Genomic DNA, 18,353 nt, shown 5'->3' with positions numbered 1-18,353 from the left:
GTAACAAATCTGACATCAAACTGTTAAAGAGGCGTCATGGAACGGCTCTATTCGCATCCTCATCCCAATAAATGGTGGAGAGGATTTAGTAATGTTGAAGAAGATTTCCATGGCCGCAGTCGCGGTCAGCATTTCGGCAACGTCTTCCATGGCTGCGACCAACATCACCTGGTGGCACGGCATGGGTGGCCGTAACGGCGAAGTCATCAACGAAGTTTCCCAGAAGTTCAACGAAGCCCAGAAGGAATGCGCTCTGACGCCGGTTTCCAAGGGCTCCTACGAAGAAGCGCTGGCCAGCGGCATTGCTGCTTTCCGTTCGGGTGAACAGCCGAACATCCTCCAGGTTTTTGATGCTGGCGCCGCCACCATCATCAACGCCAAGGGCGCGGTCATTCCTGCTGAAGACCTCATCAACAAGGCCGGTTACAAGTTCGACCGTGACGCCTTCATCAACGGCGTGCGTTATTTCTACGCCGCCGCTGACGGCAAGTTCGTCGGCATGCCGTTCAACTCCTCCGCTCCAATCATGTACATCAACGACGAAGCCCTGAAGAAGGCCGGCGTCGAGGCACCGAAGACCTGGGAAGAGTTCGAAAAGGTTGCGCCGAAGCTGAAGGAAGCCGGTTACATCCCGCTCGTCCAGTCGCAGCTGACCTGGCAGTTCACGGAGAACTTCTTCTCCCGCAACAACATCCAGTTCGCCACCAACAATAACGGTTACGACAGCGTCACCGACACCAAGCTCAAGGTCACCGACCCGAACCTCGTCATGATGTTCGAAAAGCTGAAAGACTGGAAGGACAAGGGCCTGTTCGCCTATTACGGCGCCGGCTGGAACGATAACCAGAAGCCCTTCGAAGAAGGCAAGGTTGCTCTCTGGATCGGTTCTTCGGGTTCCTTCGGCGGTCTGCAGAAGACGGCGACCATGCCGTTCTCGGCAACCTTCCTGCCCTACTGGAACTCCATCAAGGGTGCCGGCACCAACTCCTTCATCGGCGGTGCTGCCCTCTTCGCAATGTCGGGCAAGTCTGAAGCCGAAAACAAGTGCGTGGCCGACTTCTTCCAGTTCCTGACCTCGCCGGAAATCCAGGTCTTCTACCACAAGGCCACGGGTTACGTCGCCATCACCAAGGCTGCTTATGAAAAGGCCAAGGCTGAAGGCTTCTACAAGGAAAAGCCGGTCGCCGAAGTTGGTATCCAGCAGCTGTCGCTGCCGGGTGGCGAATGGTCGAAGGGTTACCGCCTCGGCTTCTACCCGCAGATCCGCGCCGTCATGGAACGCGAATATAACCGCATCTTCTCGGGTGAAGTAACGCCGAAGGCTGCTTTCGAGATCATCGAGAAGGAAGGCAACGACCTTCTGGCCCGTTTCGCCAAGACGGCCGGCTGATCGATCTTTCGAAACCAATGATCGTTGTCGAGCCTCCTTTCCGATGGAAGGGAGGCTCGCTTCTGGATAAGGAGGCGCAAGCGTGGCCTATACATCGTCTCAACCGCGCCGGTTTTTGTCCGGCTGGTCCGCAAAGGCTGGAAAACCCGCCAAGCCCGCTGAAGCCGGCATGAAGCGCGTGCAGTTCTCCTCGTCCTACGTGCCCTATCTGTTTCTGGCGCCGCAGCTTGCGGTGATTTTCATCTTTTTCTACTGGCCATCGGTTCAGGCCATCCATTCGTCGTTCTATATTGAGGACCCGTTCGGCTTCGGCGCTTCTTTCGTCGGACTTGCCAATTATTCGGATGCGATATTCAGCCCCGAATATCTCAGCATCGCCAAATTCACGGTGGTCTTCACCGTGCTGGTCACTTTCTTTTCGCTGGCGCTCGGCCTGCTGCTCGCCGTCAAGGCCGACGCGGTCATTCGCGGCAGTTCGACATACAAGACGCTGCTGATTTCCGTCTATGCCATCGCACCGCCGGTCGCCGGTCTCATCGGCATGATGTTTTTCGACCAGCATATCGGCCCCTTCGTCAAGATGGCCGCGTTTCTCGGCTGGGACATGAAGGTCGGCCTGAATTATTTCGATACGGCCTTCGCCATGATCGTCGTCGCGGTCTGGAAGCAGATTCCCTACAACTTCATCTTCTTCCTTTCCGGTCTGCAGGGCGTGCCGGTCTCCGTGCGGGAAGCAGCCGCCATCGACTGCCGCTCAGGCTTTCGCCGGTTCTGGACGGTGATCATGCCGCTTCTAGCGCCCACGGCTTTCTTCCTGTTGATCATCAACATCACCTACGCCCTCTTCGATACATTCGGCGTCATCGACGTGATGGTGAAGGACAAGGCGGCCAACAACCCGATCACGCTGGTCTACAAGGTGTTTCTGGATGGTTTCCGCGGCAATGACATCGGTGGTTCTTCGGCCCAGTCCGTCATCCTGATGCTGGTCGTCTTCGTCCTCACCATCATCCAGTTCCGCTTCATCGAGAAGCGCATCCATTACAATTGAGGGAAAAGACGATGTACAAGACAAAACCCCTCGATCATCTGGTGCTGATAATAGGCGCGTTGTTCCTGATATTGCCTGTCGTCGTGGCTTTCATGACCTCCACGCATACGGCGGCGGAAATCCACCGCAGCGGTCTAGCCATCATTCCCGGCGACAATTTCGTCGAGACCTATGAAAAGGTTTTGACGCAGAAAGGTGGTTTCACCGGTCAGATCACCGGTCTCAACATGGTGATCAACTCGCTGATCCTCGGCATTGGCTTTGCCGTTGGCAAGATCGTCCTGTCGATGACGGCGGCCTATGCCATTGTCTATTTCCGCTTCCGCTTTGCGACGCTGGCCTTCTGGATCATTTTCACGACGCTGCTCCTGCCGCTCGAAGTGCGCATCATGCCCTCCTATGAGGTGATGAGCAAACTCGGCCTGTTGAACTCCTATACCGGGTTGATCGTGCCGCTTCTCGCCTCCGCGACGGGCACCTTCTATTTCCGGCAGTTCTTCAAATCCATTCCGGAAGAATTGCTGGAGGCTGCCCGCATCGACGGGGCAGGGCCGTTCAAATTCTTCATCGACGTGATCATCCCGCTGTCGCGCACCATGATGGCGGCGATCTTCATCATCATGTTCGTGTATGGCTGGAACCAGTATCTCTGGCCCATGCTGATGACGACGGATGAAAGTTTCTTCACCCTGATGCGCGGCATCAAGTCGATCCTGCAGGTCTGGGTCGGTTCGCAAATTCCCGATTATAACGAAGCTTTCGCGCTTGCCGTTCTGGCCATGCTGCCGCCGGTGCTGATCGTCGTCATTTTCCAGCGCTGGTTCATCAAGGGCCTCACCGAGAGCGATAAATAAGGAGACCGAAATGGCCGCGATAGAAATCAGTCAGGTCTGCAAGGATTATCATGGCGGCGTGCGCGCCGTGCATCACGTCGATATCGACATCAGGGACGGCGAGTTCATCGTTCTCGTCGGCCCTTCCGGGTGCGGCAAGTCCACGCTTCTGCGTATGGTGGCCGGACTGGAGGACATATCCGAAGGCACGGTGAAAATCGGCGACCGGGTGGTCAATCAGGCCGACCCCGCTGACCGCGATATCGCCATGGTGTTCCAGAATTACGCGCTTTATCCGCATATGTCGGTGCGCCAGAACCTCGAATACGGGTTGAAGAACCGCAAGACACCAAAGACGGAGATCGATGCGCGTGTGGCCGAAGCCGCCCGCATGCTGCAGCTCGAACCCTATCTGGACCGCAAGCCGCGCGCGCTTTCCGGCGGTCAGCGGCAACGTGTCGCCATGGGCCGCGCCATCGTGCGTAAGCCTGCGGCCTTTCTGTTCGATGAACCCCTGTCCAATCTCGATGCCAAGCTGCGTGTTTCCATGCGCGGTGAGATCAAGCGTCTGCAGAAGCGCCTCGGCACCACGTCGATCTACGTCACCCACGATCAGCTGGAGGCCATGACGCTGGCCGATCGTCTGGTGGTGCTGAACGGCGGCCGTATCGAGCAGATCGGCGCGCCGCTCGATGTCTATCACACGCCCGCCTCCACCTTCGTCGCGAGCTTCATCGGCTCTCCCGCCATGAACCTTCTGAATGGCGAATTGCATGGTGACAGCCTCGCGATTGGTCCGTCGCTGTTTGGGCTGAATGGTTTTGCGCCTGCCTCCGGGACGGTGACGGTAGGCATGCGCGCGGAAGATTTCCGCCTCGCTGCGGCAGGTGAGCAGGGTTTCACGCTCCGCGTCGACTATATCGAGGAGCTGGGTTCCCAGCGCCTGGTGCACGGGGCGATCGGCGACCAGACCTTGACGGTGGCTTTCCCGCCGGATGTCGACATTCCCGCCGTTCTCTCGGTCACGATCGCGCCGGAAAAGCTGCACTTCTTTTCCAGCGAAACCGGCAAGCGTATTGCCGGCAAGACGGAACAGGTTGGCGCGCAGTCCGCTCAGTTGGCTACGGCCTGAGCGCATCGCAGAAATCGGCGCGATGACTAAAATTGCGCCGATTGTCAAAACCGCTTTGTTACGATCCTGATGATAGAAGACCTCCAATATTTCACGGGGGTTTTCTAATATGTCCTTCAAAATGATGTTTGCCGCCGCGGCAACCATGGCGATCCGCACGGTACCGATTTTGCCGGCCTATCTGCGCCGGTCAAAAGACGAGGCCGTCGTCAGCGCCTCCTGCACCGATCTGCGGCTTCAACCGGCCCCCATCAATCCGGACTGGATCATTTCCGGCAACCCCCAGGCGCGCGCGGCGGATCATTCCCGAAGCGGCGACCGCGCTTCCAGCACCGCCATGTGGGATTGCACGGCAGGTGAGTTTCGCTGGTTCTTCGGCTGGGATGAAACCGTCTATATTCTCGAAGGCGAAGTGCATGTAACGGCGGAAGACGGTTCGATCAGCATCCTTCGGGTCGGTGATGTCGCTTATTTCCCGGCGGGAACATGGGCCACCTGGCGGGTGGATGACTATGTCCGCAAGGTCGCTTTCATGCGCCGTCCGTTCCCCAAGGCGCTGGCTCTGGCCTACCGCGTCAAGAACAAGCTGTTTGCCGGCCGTTCCTATAAGCTGGCGGCCTGAACCGATAAAACATTCCGGTTGGCGGGGCCTGCACGGCTCCGTCCATGGAATTGTGAAGGTTCAATAAAACTCACACAAACCACCGCTTGCAGCAGTTGCCTTTGAATGGTCGCTGCCCTACATCTTCAGGGTTTTCTGCAGCATTTACGGGTTTCTCCCGGTCCTGCAGGAAACTTGAAAAGGCGAAGCAATGGGCATGGCGGGCCGGAAAGCGTCCGCATGCTGCAAGAGGAACATGCGCATGGCGAAGATCAAGAACGTCGCGATCCAGATGGATCATGTCTCCGGCATCAATATCGCCGGCGACTCCACCTTCGCCATGAGCCTTGAGGCGCAGGCACGCGGATACCGGCTGTTCCATTATACGCCCGAACGTCTTTCCATGCGCGATGGCAAGATTTACGCCACTGTCGAACAGATGGAGTTGCGCGACATCAAGGGCGACCATTTCTCCCTGTCCGAACCGGAGCGCGTCGATCTCTCCACGATGGATGTCATCCATCTGCGTCAGGATCCGCCCTTCGACATGGCTTACATTACCTCCACCCATCTGCTGGAACGCATTCATCCGAAAACGCTTGTCGTCAACGATCCCGCCTGGGTGCGCAATTCGCCTGAGAAGATTTTCGTCACCGAATTCGCCGATCTGATGCCGAAGACGCTGATTACCAAGGACGTGGCCGAAATCGCCCGTTTCCGCAACGAAATGGGCGATATCATCCTCAAGCCGCTTTATGGCAATGGTGGTGCGGGCGTCTTCCATTCCGCGCGCGACGACCGCAATTTCTCCTCGCTGCTGGAAATGTTCGGCCAGATGTTCCGCGAGCCTTACATCGCCCAGCAATATCTGCCTGACGTCCGCAAGGGCGACAAGCGCATCCTGCTCGTGGATGGCGAGCCGGTCGGCGCCATCAACCGTGTACCGGCGGAAAACGACGCCCGCTCCAACATGCATGCCGGCGGCCGGCCGGAACCGACGGAACTGACGGCGCGCGAGAAAGAAATCTGCCGCCGCATCGGTCCGGCATTGCGCGAACGCGGTTTCCTGTTCGTCGGCATCGATGTGATCGGCGACTATATGACGGAAATCAACGTCACCTCGCCGACGGGCATTCGCGAAGTGCGGAAATTCGGCGGCGCCGATGTCGCAAGCCTGTTGTGGGACGCGATAGAGAAAAAGCGGGAAGCTCAGGATTTCTGACGCGGCCTTTCGCCGATCCAGCTTTGTTCCGCGAGCACAACTAGATACAACTAAAATACATCGCCAGCGAGAAATTGTTCGCTGAATGTTCTTGTTTTATTCTTTGCGCTGTGGCACGTTGCTTGCGGGTGGCCGCCGGAGCATGAAGCTCCTGTTGGCGCGGCCGGTTTGCGGGGGCAGGCCATGGTGGCAAAGGTCAATACGGTTGCATTTCAGGGCATAGAGGGCGTGCCCGTCGAAGTGCAGGTCATGGTCGCACCGGGAAAGGTGGGCATCCAGATTGTCGGCTTGCCCGACAAGGCGGTGGCCGAAAGCCGTGAGCGGGTGCAGGCCGCCCTGCATGCCTCCGGTCTGGCGCTGCCGGCAAAAAAAGTCACCGTCAATCTCGCGCCTGCCGATCTGCCCAAGGAAGGATCGCATTTTGATCTTCCCATTGCGCTTGGCCTCATGGCCGCTCTGGGGGCGATACCGGCAGAAATGCTGGGACGTTATGTGGTTCTCGGCGAACTCAATCTTGATGGCACCATTGGTATGGTTTCGGGCGCCTTGCCGGCGGCCATCGGCGCCAATGCGCTCGGCAAGGGGCTGATCTGCCCGGCTGAAAGCGGGCCTGAAGCGGCCTGGGCCGGAGCCGGTATCGATATTCTCGCCCCGCGCAGCCTGATTGCGCTTGCCAATCATTTTCGCGGCACCCAGCTTTTGTCGCGCCCCACACCCGCCATCCGCGCCAATCCGGTCAATCTGCCGGATTTGGCTGACATCAAAGGACAGGAGAGTGCCCGGCGCGCGCTGGAGGTGGCAGCGGCCGGCGGCCACAATCTGCTCATGGTTGGTCCGCCCGGCTCGGGCAAGTCCATGCTCGCAGCCCGCCTGCCTTCCATCCTGCCGCCACTGGAGGCGGCGGAATTGCTGGAGGTGTCGATGGTTCATTCCATCGCTGGCCAATTGTCCGGCGGCAAGCTGTCGGATCGCAGGCCGTTCCGCACCCCGCACCATTCCGCCACCATGGCGGCGCTGATCGGAGGGGGGCTCCGCGCCAAACCGGGTGAAGCCTCGCTTGCCCATCACGGCGTTCTTTTCCTGGATGAGTTCCCGGAATTTTCGCCGCCGGTGCTGGATGCGCTTCGCCAGCCGCTGGAAACGGGTGAATGCATCATTGCGCGGGCCAATCATCGCGTCAGCTATCCGGCGGAAATCCAGCTCGTTGCGGCCATGAACCCCTGCCGTTGCGGCATGGCGGGAGAGCCGGGTTTCACCTGCGCTCGAGGCCAGCGGTGCGTGACCGATTATCAGGCCCGCATTTCCGGACCGCTGCTGGACCGTATTGATATCCGTATTGACGTGCCCGCTGTTTCCGCGGCCGATCTCATTCGCCCCGTCGCGGCCGAGCCGAGTGCAGTGGTGGCCGCCCGTGTTGCCCGGGCGCGCCTTGCGCAGCAGGAGCGTTATGCCGCGGCCGGGTTTCCTGCTATTCGCACGAATGCCCGCTGTACGACCACCCTGATAGAAAAATATGCCGAGCCGGATGCGTCCGGGCTGCAATTACTGCGCGATGCGGCCGAGCGGCTGAAGTTTTCCGCCCGGGGTTATCATCGCATACTCAAGGTCGCCCGCACCCTGGCCGATCTGGATGGCAAGCAGACGGTCGGCCGCATCCATGTGGCGGAAGCCGTATCCTATCGTATCGCAGGCGAAAGGCTGACAGCGGCGGCATAGACCATATCTGGCTGTGTCCGCTTGGAAAGAAAGTACATGCCGCATGCGATTTGGCGCAAAGCGAGCAAAGCTATTTCAAAGGCTTGTGATGCAAGTGCGGCATGCCAGACATCGTAAAACCGACATGCCGCCAGCTAGGCCGGCGGCGTATCAAATAGTCGTTTATTGCTCTACAACTGCGCAGAGCAGAGGGCATCGTTAAAGCCCAAGGCCTTCGAAAAGCGCCGTCGAAAGGTAGCGTTCCGCAAAGGAAGGAATGATGACGACGATGTTCTTGCCGGCATTTTCCTCACGCGCACCGACTTTGATCGCGGCCGCCAGCGCAGCGCCTGAGGAGATGCCGACCGGCACGCCTTCCAGCCTTGCCGCCAGACGCGCGGTTTCGAAAGCCTCGTCATTGGTCACGGTGACGATCTCGTCATAGATACCGGTATCGAGGATGGCGGGCGCAAAACCGGCGCCGATGCCCTGAATCTTGTGCGGGCCGGGGTTGCCGCCGGAAAGCACCGGGCTGTCGGCGGGCTCGACCGCAATGACCTTCACCTCGGGTTTGCGGGATTTTAGCACCTGACCCGTGCCGGTAATCGTGCCGCCGGTACCGATACCGGAGACGAGAATATCGACCGTGCCTTCAGTGTCGTTCCAGATTTCTTCCGCCGTCGTCTTTCGGTGAATATCGGGATTGGCGGGGTTTTCGAACTGCTGCGGAATGATGGCGTCAGGCAGGGTCTCGGCCAGTTCCTGTGCCTTGGCGATCGCACCCTTCATGCCCTTCGGGCCTTCGGTCAACACCAGTTCGGCGCCCAGGAGGGCCAGCATTTTCCGGCGTTCAACCGACATGGTTTCAGGCATGGTCAGGATCAGCTTGTAACCCTTCGCAGCGGCGGCGAAGGCAAGCGCAATGCCAGTGTTACCGGAGGTCGGCTCCACCAGTGTGGTCTTGCCGGGGGTGATCTTGCCCTGTTCTTCCAGGGCTTCGATCATGGCTACGCCGATGCGGTCCTTCACGGAAGCGATGGGATTGAAAAATTCGAGCTTGGCGAGAAGGTTGGCCTTCACGCCCTTCTCCTTCGCCAGCTTGTCGAGCCGCACGATCGGCGTGTCGCCGATTGTTTCCGTAATCGAGGAATAGACGCGTCCGCGTCCGGGCTTTCTGGCTTCGGGCATGATGTTCTCCTGTGTAAAGACCGCAAGATTTGAGCGGCAGAATAGGAGCAATAGCTTTCGCAAGCTAGCGAACGTTCGTCCTAATATCTCTGAATTACAGGAATAATTTCACGATAAATCGCGCAAATGCACGAATTTGTTTTACGTGCTGCGGATGGCGATCATGGTCGCCGTTCCAGCCAGAATACCCGCCGCCGTGCGGTTGAGGATCGTCAAGGCGCTTGGCCTTTTCAGAAGGTTGCGCGCCTTGGCCGCAAGCAGGATGTAAGGCAGGAGAACCGCCATCAGCACAACGAAGGTGATGGCCAGAAGTGTCGCATATTCCGAAGGGCCGATCATGCGGATATCGATCAGCGTTGGCACCAGCGCCACATAAAACAGCATGGTTTTCGGATTGCCGAGTGTGATCAGCAAACCGGACAGGAAGGACATGGGCATGCTGGTGCTTTTCTTGGCCTTCAGCTCCTGTGGCAGCAGGCCGGCGGTCCAAAGCTTCCAGGCAATATAAAGGAGATAGGCCGCGCCCGCGAATTTCAGGACCATGAAGGCTTCCTGAAAGGTCTGCGCGACGAAGGCCAGCCCCAATATCACTGCGGTCAGGTAGATCATGTCGCCCAGCACCAGCCCGAGACCCATGAAGAAGGTTTCCCGGAAGCCCGAACCCAGCGCCCGCGCCACGATCGCCGTCATGCCGGGACCGGGAATGGCGGCGGCGATGAAGAGGGCTGTGGCATAGGCAAAAAGGGTCGTCAGCGTCATGATGGTGTTTCCCGGAAAATCCGCTCAATCCATAGCGAAATTGCCCGGCAAAGACAATCAGTCCGCTCGCCCGTCCTGCCGGAACGGCAAAACATGAAACGCCCAGAAAAAGCGGAACGAGGGTCGCGCAGTGTGGCGGGCAGGCGGTATCGCTAAACGCCCGTCGAGCCGAAGCCGCCGGCACCCCGTGCCGTCACGGAGGTCTCAGTCACCTCGCTCACAGTAACCTGGGTTACCGGCGCGATCACCATCTGCGCAATGCGCATGCCGCGTTCGATGACAAAAACCTCCTGACCCAGATTGGCGAGGATGACCTTCACTTCGCCGCGATAATCGCTGTCTACCGTACCGGGGGAATTGAGGCAGGTGATGCCGTTCTTGATGGCGAGGCCGGAGCGAGGGCGGATTTGTGCCTCGTACCCCTGCGGAACCTCGAAGATGAACCCGGTCGGCACCAGCGCGCGTTCGCCCGGTTGTAGGGTCAGCGGTTCACCGGCAGGCACGGCAGCGCGCAGGTCCATGCCAGCGGCGCCACGGGTTTCGTAGGACGGCAATTCGAGGTCTGCGCCATTGGCGAGGCGGACGAGCCGGAGAGGGGGACGATTGTCGTTTTGAAGGGTCATGCGGCATTAGTTTGCCGAGATCGCGGCAAGGTCAATTGCAAATGCGGGCCTGAAACGCTAGATAGCCCGCAATTCCACAGGATTTGTCAGATGGCCGAAACACTTGCCGAGGCGGTCTCCCGCCGCCGCACCTTTGCTATTATCGCGCACCCGGACGCGGGTAAGACCACGCTTACCGAAAAATTGCTGCTGTTCGGCGGAGCGATCCAGCTTGCCGGTGAGGTGAAGGCGAAGAAGGATCGTATCCAGACCCGCTCGGACTGGATGAAGATCGAGCGTGAGCGCGGCATTTCGGTCGTCACCTCGGTCATGACCTTCGAATATAACGATCGTGTCTTCAACATTCTCGATACGCCCGGCCACGAAGACTTCGCCGACGATACCTACCGCACCCTGACGGCGGTGGACGCGGCAATCATGGTCATCGACGCCGCCAAGGGTATCGAGCCGCGCACGCTGAAGCTCTTCGAAGTCTGCCGCATGCGCGATATTCCGATCATCACCTTCATCAACAAGATGGACCGCGAAAGCCGCGATCCCTTCGAGATTCTGGATGAGGTGGAAGAGAAGCTGGCGCTCGATACCGCGCCGATCACCTGGCCGGTCGGCCGGGCAAAGACGTTCTGCGGCGCCTATAATCTTGCCGACAGCACCTTCCGTGGCGTCGATACGCAGGTGGAAGCCATGCCGGTCAACGGTCCGCAGGCGGTTGCAGATCGTTTGCCGGAAAATGAGCGCCAGCTTTTTGTCGAGGAAACGGAGCTTGCGCTGGAAGCCTGCCGCCCCTTTGACCGCGAGGCCTTTCTCGAAGGTCATATGACACCGGTGTTCTTCGGTTCGGCGCTGCGCAATTTCGGCGTGCGGGACCTCATCAATGCGCTCGGCGATTTCGCCCCGCCGCCGCGCGATCAGGTGGCCGATACCCGCACCGTCCATGCGGCCGAAGAAAAAATGACGGCCTTCGTCTTCAAGATTCAGGCCAATATGGACCCGAACCATCGTGACCGCATCGCTTTCGCCCGCATCTGCTCCGGCAAGCTGGAGCGTGGCATGAAGGCGCGGCTTGCCCGCACCGGCAAGCAGATGGGGCTTACCGCGCCGCAGTTCTTCTTCGCCTCGCAGCGCCAGCTGGCTGACACCGCCTTTGCGGGCGACGTGGTGGGCATCCCGAACCATGGCACGTTGCGCATCGGCGATACGCTGACCGAGGGTGAAAACCTCGTCTTCCAGGGTGTACCGAACTTCTCGCCGGAAATCCTGCGCCGCGTGCGGCTGGAAGACGCCATGAAGGCGAAAAAGCTGAAGGAAGCCCTGCAGCAGATGGCGGAAGAGGGCGTCGTGCAGCTCTTTTCGCCGGAAGACGGCTCGCCGGCCATTGTCGGTGTCGTCGGCGCGCTGCAGCTCGACGTGTTGAAGGAGCGTCTGATGGGCGAATACGGCCTGCCGGTCTCCTTTGAAATGTCACGCTTTTCCGTCTGCCGCTGGATTTCCTCCGATCAGCCGGCGGAAATGGACAAGTTCCTCAACGTCAAGCGTGGCGATATCGCCCGCGATCTGGATGGCGATCCGGTGTTTCTGGCGCAGGATGCGTTTTCGCTGCGTTATGAATCCGAGCGTTTCCCGGCTATCAAGATGGTCGCGATCAAGGAATATCATGTCGCCAAGGCGGCGTGATTGCACTTTGAATGCCAAGGGCTTAGTTTCCCGATGAAACGGGAAACTGGTCCGGCATCATGACGCTTTCAGGCAAACATATTCTCCTCATCATCTCCGGCGGCATCGCGGCCTATAAGAGCCTCGACCTCATCCGCCGGCTGAAAGAGCGCGGCGCGAAGGTGACGCCTGTGATGACCAAGGGCGCGCAGGAATTCGTCACTCCGCTTGCTGTCGGGGCTCTGTCCGCAACCCATGTTTTCACCGAACTCTTTTCCCGCCAGGATGAGCAGGATGTTGGCCATATCAGGCTGGCGCGCGACTGCGATCTCGTGCTGGTGGCACCCGCCACCGCCGATCTGATGGCGAAGATGGCGCATGGCCTCGCCGATGATCTCGCCTCAACGGTCCTTCTTGCGACCGACCGCAAGGTGCTCGTCGCACCGGCGATGAACCCCAAGATGTGGTCGGCAAAACCGACGCTGCGCAATGTCGACAGGCTGAAAGAAGACGGTGTGGTTTTTGTCGGCCCGATGGCGGGTGAGATGGCGGAAAAAGGCGAGACCGGTCTCGGTCGCATGGCGGAGCCTTTGCAGATCGTTGAAGCCGTCGAGGCACTGCTGGAAAGCGGCCCGAAGCCGTTGCGGGGCAGAACGGCAATCGTTACCTCCGGTCCCACGCACGAGCCGATCGATCCCGTGCGCTATATCGCCAACCGCTCCTCCGGCAAGCAGGGCCATGCCATTGCGGCGGCTCTCGCAGCGTTGGGCGCAAAGGTCACGCTGGTCTCGGGGCCCGTCACCATTGCCGATCCGGCGGGTGTTGAAACGGTTCATGTCGAGCGCGCCGAGGAGATGCGCGATGCGGTGATCTCGAGACTGCCGGCGGATATCGCCGTCATGGTCGCTGCGGTGGCCGACTGGCGGGTGACGGGCTCATCGGAACAGAAGATCAAGAAGCAGCCGGGGGATGCGCCGCCGGCGCTGCAACTCACGGAAAATCCCGATATTCTCAAAACCGTCGGCCACCATGAAAAGCGCCCGACGCTGGTGGTGGGTTTCGCCGCCGAAACGCAGGATGTCGAGAAAAACGGCCGTGCGAAGCTGGAGCGCAAGGGGGCGGATTACATCGTCGCCAATGACGTATCGGCGGAAACCGGCATCATGGGCGGGGACCGCAACAGCGTGAAGATCATTTCCGCAGATGGCATCGACGTCTGGCCGGATCTCGACAAGGCCGAGGTTGCAAAACGTCTGGCGGCCCTGATCGCGGAGAAACTCGCATGACGCTGTTCGATCGCAAGACATTCGACAGGGTGCTCGGTCAATGGCCGGGCGTGCGTTTCGTCGATCAATGGGATTCCCATGTCGCCAAGGTGGGCGACAAGGTTTTTGCCGTGCTAGGTGAGCGGGAAGACTGGCGGCTGGTGGTGAAATGCTCGGAAGAAAGCTTCGAAATACTCACCTCGCTGGAAGGCATAGGGCAGGCGCCCTATTTCGCCAAACGCAAATGGGTCTCGATTGCCGATCATTCCCCGCTCGAACAGGAAGAGCTGGAGCATTATGTGCGCCGTTCCTACGAACTCGTCGCTGCCGGTCTGACCAAAAAACTGCGAGGCGAGCTGGGCATCGTGATCGATACCGGACCTCGCCTGTAATTCTCCGTCAGTTGATCTTCTTGTCCTTGCCGATGATCTGGCGCACGCCTTCCTTGGTGAAGGGCTGCAGGAGTTGCGGCAGAAATCCTTTTGCGATCTCACCCTTGATGCCAATATCGGTGGAAGAGGGCCGATCGGGGTTATGATAGGAGCCGAAGATCAGATCGAAGATGACGAGATTTTCGCCGTAATTGGTGTTGCCTTCCGGAAGCTGTTTCGAATGGTGCCAGCGGTGCAGGCGTGGGGTGCTGAACACGTAATCGAGCGGCCCCGTTTTCATATCGACATTGCAATGGGTCAAAATGCCGATGAAGGCGGTCACGGCGCCCAGCCACCAGAAAACCTGTAGCGGCGCACCCATGAAATAGAGCGGAATCTGGCTGAGCGCGATCTTGAACAGCGAGTCAGCCACATGGAACCGACCCGTATTGACGACCCAAAGCCGCACGACGCTGTGATGCAGGGCGTGGAAGCGCCAGAAAAACACGGTCTCATGCGCGATGCGGTGGGCCCAGTAGAGACCGAATTCGGCAATCGTCACCGCAAGCGCGACCTGGACGATGACAAGCAGATGAGACGGCCACAGGTCGAAGCGCATCGCCGCCAGCGGCTGCAGAACATTGGCGGCCACCATCGGGAAGATTGCCGCCGCAGCGGCAGCGAGTTGCACGAGCCCCTTCGTCAAAAGCGTGTGGCCGATGCTGTTGATAGTCTCGCCGTCACCCTCAAGCCATTCGACTTCATAGGGAATATAGCGCTCAAGAAGAAACAGGCTCAGAACCGCACCCGCATAAACGGCCAGAAAGGCCGCGATCGGATGGCTGCTGGTGAACGCGAAATAGGACCCCACGAGGCCGCCAACGAACACCAGTGGCCAGGAAGAATAGGAAAGGACTTCCTTCAGTACTTGCGCTTTTGCCATCAAAATCAAATCCCGTCCGGCATCATTCGTCTCTACCGCCGGCGCAATTCCGCGCAGGCATCAAAGCAGCCCTTACCCGCATCGATGACCTGTCTTGATTAAAGATCAGGCCCTTATCGCTTCAATACGTTACACCAACATGGCACAGGGCGGCGCCGAGATGCTCAGCTGACCCTGATTGCGATATAGAGAAGCGTCAGCGCAATAACCCAGAGAGCGATCCGTCCCCATTTGGTATGGCGCGCTTCCGCCTTGCCGATGGCTTCCGCCGTCTGCGCGTCGAAACGCAGGCCGTTTTCGCTCATATACATCAACTCGGAATGCAGCTTCTCCGTCTTGGCGGCAATCTCCGGTGCGGCTTCGGCAAGCTTGAGGGCCGCCTTCAACCCGTCCTTCAGATCCGTGGCGATGCGTTTGGGACCGAGATTGTCACGGATCCAGCCGCCGACAACCGGGTCGGCCGCCTTCCACATGTTGAAGCGCGGGTTGAGCATGCGCGACACGCCTTCCACCACCACCATCGTTTTTTGCAGCATGACAAGTTCCGGGCGCGTTTCCATGTCGAAAAGCTCGGTCACTTCAAACAGCAGGGTCAGAAGCTTGCCCATGGAGATCGTCTCGGCCGGCTGGCCGTGGATCGGTTCGCCAATGGCGCGGATCGCCTGGGCGAAGCTGGCTTTGTCGTGGTGGCTCGGCACGTAACCGGCCTCGAAATGCACTTCCGCCACGCGCATGTAATCGCGGGTAATGAAGCCGTAGAGAATTTCGGCAAGGAAGCGGCGCTCCTTTTTGCCGAGACGTCCGGCAATGCCCATATCCACGGCGACGATCTCGCCCTGAGCGTCAACGAAGAGATTGCCGGGATGCATGTCGGCATGGAAAAAACCGTCGCGCAGCGTGTGCCGCAGGAAGGACTGGATCAGCGTGTCGGCCAGCTTGTTCAGGTCGTGGCCCGCCGCCTTCAGCCCCTCGATATCCGACATCTTGACGCCGTCGATCCACTCCATGGTGACGACATCGCGGCCGGTGCGTTCCCAATCCACCTCCGGAACTCGGAATCCGGGATCGTCCTTGGTGTTCTCCGCGAGTTCGGAAAGCGCGGCGGCCTCGAGCCGCAGATCCATCTCGATCTTGGTCGTCTGCTCCAGCGTGCGTGTCACCTCGACGGGGCGCAGCCGGCGCGCGGAGCGGACGAAACGCTGCTGCAGGTCGGCGATCAGATACATCGCCTCAAGATCGTTCTGGAAACGCTGGCGCACGCCGGGGCGAATGACCTTGACGGCCACCTTGCGCGGTCCCTTCGGCGTATCCACCATGGCCGGATGCACCTGGGCGATGGAGGCGGCGGCGATCGGATCGCCGAATTCCCTGTAGAGATCGGACACCGACCGTCCGAGCGAGCCCTCGATATTGGCCTTCGCCGCGGCCGCCGGGAAAAAGGCCATGCGGTCCTGAAGGCTCGCGAGATCGTCGGCGAAGTCGGCACCCACCACATCCGGACGGGTGGCAAGAAACTGGCCCATTTTCACATAAGAAGGCCCAAGCCGCTCGACAGCCACGGCCAGCCGGTCGCTGCGCTGCGCCCGTTTCGCCTTGCTGCGGGCGAAGGGCTTCAGCGCCGCTTTCAATAATTGGGCGGGAGCAGGCAGGTCATCGGACGGCAGGGCCAGCACGACGCCTTCGCGCACGAGAACCCAGCCAACCCTTGCGAGGCGGAAATATGCGCCCAAAGTACTCATGCTTATGCTTGTCTCCTGCGTCTGCCGGCCATGGTCTTAGAGCTTCCAGCCGGAATGCAGGGCGGCGATGCCGCCGGTGTAATTGGTATAGGTCACGCGGGAGAAGCCGGCCGAGCGGATCATCGTCGCGAAGTCTTCCTGATTGGGGAATTTGCGGATCGATTCGACCAGATATTGATAGGGCTCGGCGTCACCCGTGATCATCTTGCCGAATTGCGGAATGGCATTGAACGACCAGGCGTCATAAACGCGGTCAAGTAGCGGCATTTCGACCTCGGAAAATTCCAGCACCAGCAGCCGTCCGCCACGCTTCAACACACGGTGCGCCTCCTTCAGCGCAACATCGATGCGCGGCACGTTGCGAATGCCGAATGCGATCGTATAGGCATCGAAACTGTTTGCCTCGAAAGGCAGTTCCTCGGCATTGGCCTCCACGAAGGTCAGATTGTCGGAGAGCTTCTTTTTTGCCGCACGTTCTTCGCCGACGGCCAGCATCGAGCCGTTAATGTCGAGAACGGTGGCATGCGCCAGACGGTTGGACGCTTCGATGATGCGGAAGGCGATATCGCCGGTGCCGCCCGCAACGTCCAGAACCTTATAGGACGCGTCCTTGCGTGGCGAAAGCGAAGAGACCATGGCGTCTTTCCACAGCCGGTGCAGGCCGGCCGACATCACGTCATTCATGATGTCGTAGCGTTTGGCCACTTTGTGGAAGACTTCGTTGACCAGCCCCTGCTTCTTGCCTTCGTCCACCTTGTGAAAGCCATAGGACGTTTCCATGCCGCCTTGGGCGGTCGTACGGGCGTCGGTCATCGTCTGTCTCCATATTTATTGCGTGGCGGACCATAGCGGAAACGCCATGGCAACGCTATCTGTTGCCGCATCGCCTGGGCGCGACATTTCGCGTGCACTGTATAGACCACATGGTCCTAACGATAAACTGCCGGATAAGCCAGATGCCAGAATTGCCAGAAGTCGAAACCGTCAGACGCGGCCTCGCACCCGCCATGGAAGGTGCAAGGGTCCGCAAGCTCCATCTCGGCCGCCCCGATCTGCGTTTTCCGTTTCCTGCGGATTTCGCAGGGCTCATTGAGGGAAAGACGATCATATCGCTCGGGCGCAGGGCGAAATATCTTCTCATCGAGCTGGAGGGCGGGCTGACGATCGTGTCCCATCTCGGCATGTCCGGCTCGTTCCGCATCGAGGCGGAAAAGGGCGAGGGCGGCGAAGCGCCCGGCGCGTTTCATTATGCCCGCTCGAAAGACGGCAAGCATGACCATGTCGTCTTTCATCTGGATAAGGGAGAGGAACGCGTCTGCGTCATCTATAACGATCCGCGCCGCTTCGGTTTCATGCATCTGGTGGAGCGCAACAAGCTCGATCTTTACCCCGCTTTCGCGGAGCTTGGACCGGAGCCGACGGGTAATGCGCTGAGCGCAGATTATCTGGCAAGCCGGTTTGAGGGCAAAAGCCAGCCCCTGAAATCCACGCTTCTGGACCAGAAGGTCATTGCCGGCCTCGGCAATATCTATGTCTGCGAGGCGCTGTGGCGCGCCCATCTTTCGCCCTTGCGGGCGGCGGGGACGCTGGTGACGAAAGGCGGCAAGCCCAAAGCGCAGCTCAGCGATCTGACGGAGAGAATCCGCGACGTGATTGCCGATGCCATCGCTGCCGGCGGCTCCTCCCTGCGCGACCATATACAGACGGATGGAACGCTCGGTTATTTCCAGCATTCCTTTTCGGTCTACGATCAGGAAGGCCAGCCTTGCCGGACACCCGGCTGCGGGGGTACGGTTGAGAGGGTGGTGCAGGCCGGTCGTTCGACCTTTTATTGCGCCGCCTGCCAGAAGTAACGGAGCCGGAGTGCCGGAAGGGGAGATTGCCGTGG

17 protein-coding genes are annotated in these 18,353 nt (G+C 59.5%); 11 read left to right on the top strand and 6 right to left on the bottom strand.

All coding sequences use genetic code 11. The features are described from left to right. Positions 1-91: 91 nt before the first annotated feature. The 7 genes from ACIQUH_RS21810 (at position 92) to ACIQUH_RS21780 (ending at position 7,945) form a co-directional block, all read left to right on the top strand. On the top strand, positions 92-1,390 hold the full coding sequence (locus ACIQUH_RS21810) for an extracellular solute-binding protein (protein WP_400818848.1): 1,299 nt from the start codon (positions 92-94) through the stop codon (positions 1,388-1,390). Between the two features lie 82 nt (positions 1,391-1,472). Then, complete coding sequence (locus tag ACIQUH_RS21805; protein WP_400818845.1) at positions 1,473-2,441, top strand: sugar ABC transporter permease; 969 nt, start codon at positions 1,473-1,475, stop codon at positions 2,439-2,441. Positions 2,442-2,452: 11 nt separating this feature from the next. Next, positions 2,453-3,295 (top strand): sn-glycerol-3-phosphate ABC transporter permease UgpE, encoded by an 843-nt coding sequence (gene ugpE, locus ACIQUH_RS21800; RefSeq protein ID WP_400818842.1) that lies wholly within the window; start codon positions 2,453-2,455, stop codon positions 3,293-3,295. Between the two features lie 10 nt (positions 3,296-3,305). Continuing rightward, the gene (locus tag ACIQUH_RS21795; protein WP_400818839.1) at positions 3,306-4,406 is read left to right on the top strand and encodes a sn-glycerol-3-phosphate import ATP-binding protein UgpC; all 1,101 of its coding nucleotides are present in this window, start codon (positions 3,306-3,308) and stop codon (positions 4,404-4,406) included. A 109-nt stretch (positions 4,407-4,515) separates the two neighbouring features. Beyond that, a complete protein-coding gene (locus ACIQUH_RS21790; RefSeq protein WP_400818836.1) occupies positions 4,516-5,028 on the top strand; it encodes a cupin domain-containing protein in 513 nt (170 codons plus the stop codon). A gap of 241 nt (positions 5,029-5,269) precedes the next feature. Continuing rightward, positions 5,270-6,229: a glutathione synthase gene (gene gshB, locus ACIQUH_RS21785; RefSeq protein WP_003520105.1), complete on the top strand. Its 960-nt coding sequence runs from the start codon at positions 5,270-5,272 to the stop codon at positions 6,227-6,229. A gap of 183 nt (positions 6,230-6,412) precedes the next feature. Beyond that, positions 6,413-7,945 carry a YifB family Mg chelatase-like AAA ATPase gene (locus ACIQUH_RS21780; protein WP_400818833.1) on the top strand — a complete coding sequence of 511 codons (1,533 nt, stop codon included), beginning with the start codon at positions 6,413-6,415 and terminating at the stop codon, positions 7,943-7,945. Between the two features lie 198 nt (positions 7,946-8,143). Here the strand turns inward: ACIQUH_RS21780 and cysK are convergent, their stop codons facing one another. The 3 genes from cysK to dut all read right to left on the bottom strand — a co-directional run bounded on the left by cysK (position 8,144) and on the right by dut (position 10,494). Then, positions 8,144-9,112, bottom strand: coding sequence for a cysteine synthase A (gene cysK / locus ACIQUH_RS21775; protein ID WP_400818830.1), 969 nt, complete (start codon positions 9,110-9,112; stop codon positions 8,144-8,146). Between the two features lie 141 nt (positions 9,113-9,253). Further along, complete coding sequence (locus ACIQUH_RS21770; protein WP_003520102.1) at positions 9,254-9,871, bottom strand: LysE family translocator; 618 nt, start codon at positions 9,869-9,871, stop codon at positions 9,254-9,256. Positions 9,872-10,023: 152 nt separating this feature from the next. Further along, on the bottom strand, positions 10,024-10,494 hold the full coding sequence (gene dut / locus ACIQUH_RS21765) for a dUTP diphosphatase (RefSeq protein ID WP_400818826.1): 471 nt from the start codon (positions 10,492-10,494) through the stop codon (positions 10,024-10,026). 90 nt (positions 10,495-10,584) lie between these two features. Here dut and ACIQUH_RS21760 point away from each other — a divergent pair, with 90 nt between their 5' ends. From ACIQUH_RS21760 to ACIQUH_RS21750, 3 genes are read left to right on the top strand one after another with little or no spacing between them, the layout of a single operon-like run. Continuing rightward, positions 10,585-12,168 carry a peptide chain release factor 3 gene (locus ACIQUH_RS21760; protein WP_400818823.1) on the top strand — a complete coding sequence of 528 codons (1,584 nt, stop codon included), beginning with the start codon at positions 10,585-10,587 and terminating at the stop codon, positions 12,166-12,168. 59 nt (positions 12,169-12,227) lie between these two features. Further along, complete coding sequence (gene coaBC / locus ACIQUH_RS21755) at positions 12,228-13,433, top strand: bifunctional phosphopantothenoylcysteine decarboxylase/phosphopantothenate--cysteine ligase CoaBC (RefSeq protein WP_400818820.1); 1,206 nt, start codon at positions 12,228-12,230, stop codon at positions 13,431-13,433. Continuing rightward, on the top strand, positions 13,430-13,804 hold the full coding sequence (locus tag ACIQUH_RS21750; RefSeq protein WP_400818817.1) for an MmcQ/YjbR family DNA-binding protein: 375 nt from the start codon (positions 13,430-13,432) through the stop codon (positions 13,802-13,804). Before coaBC ends, ACIQUH_RS21750 begins: the two co-directional genes overlap by 4 nt. Before the next feature lie 7 nt (positions 13,805-13,811). Here ACIQUH_RS21750 and ACIQUH_RS21745 read toward each other — a convergent pair whose 3' ends face one another. The 3 genes from ACIQUH_RS21745 to ubiE form a co-directional block, all read right to left on the bottom strand. Beyond that, positions 13,812-14,726: a sterol desaturase family protein gene (locus tag ACIQUH_RS21745; RefSeq protein ID WP_400818814.1), complete on the bottom strand. Its 915-nt coding sequence runs from the start codon at positions 14,724-14,726 to the stop codon at positions 13,812-13,814. Between the two features lie 164 nt (positions 14,727-14,890). Then, on the bottom strand, positions 14,891-16,465 hold the full coding sequence (ubiB, locus tag ACIQUH_RS21740) for a 2-polyprenylphenol 6-hydroxylase (protein WP_400818812.1): 1,575 nt from the start codon (positions 16,463-16,465) through the stop codon (positions 14,891-14,893). 36 nt (positions 16,466-16,501) lie between these two features. Beyond that, on the bottom strand, positions 16,502-17,278 hold the full coding sequence (ubiE, locus tag ACIQUH_RS21735) for a bifunctional demethylmenaquinone methyltransferase/2-methoxy-6-polyprenyl-1,4-benzoquinol methylase UbiE (protein ID WP_400818810.1): 777 nt from the start codon (positions 17,276-17,278) through the stop codon (positions 16,502-16,504). 143 nt (positions 17,279-17,421) lie between these two features. Here ubiE and mutM point away from each other — a divergent pair, with 143 nt between their 5' ends. After that, the gene (mutM, locus tag ACIQUH_RS21730; RefSeq protein WP_400818807.1) at positions 17,422-18,318 is read left to right on the top strand and encodes a bifunctional DNA-formamidopyrimidine glycosylase/DNA-(apurinic or apyrimidinic site) lyase; all 897 of its coding nucleotides are present in this window, start codon (positions 17,422-17,424) and stop codon (positions 18,316-18,318) included. Positions 18,319-18,353 lie beyond the last annotated feature (35 nt).

Origin of the sequence: Agrobacterium sp. NPDC090283 (genome assembly GCF_044769685.1) — a bacterium.
Taxonomy (GTDB): domain Bacteria; phylum Pseudomonadota; class Alphaproteobacteria; order Rhizobiales; family Rhizobiaceae; genus Agrobacterium.
The sequence above is the reverse complement of the archived record's forward strand: the minus strand, read 5'-3'. Positions and strand labels throughout refer to the sequence as shown.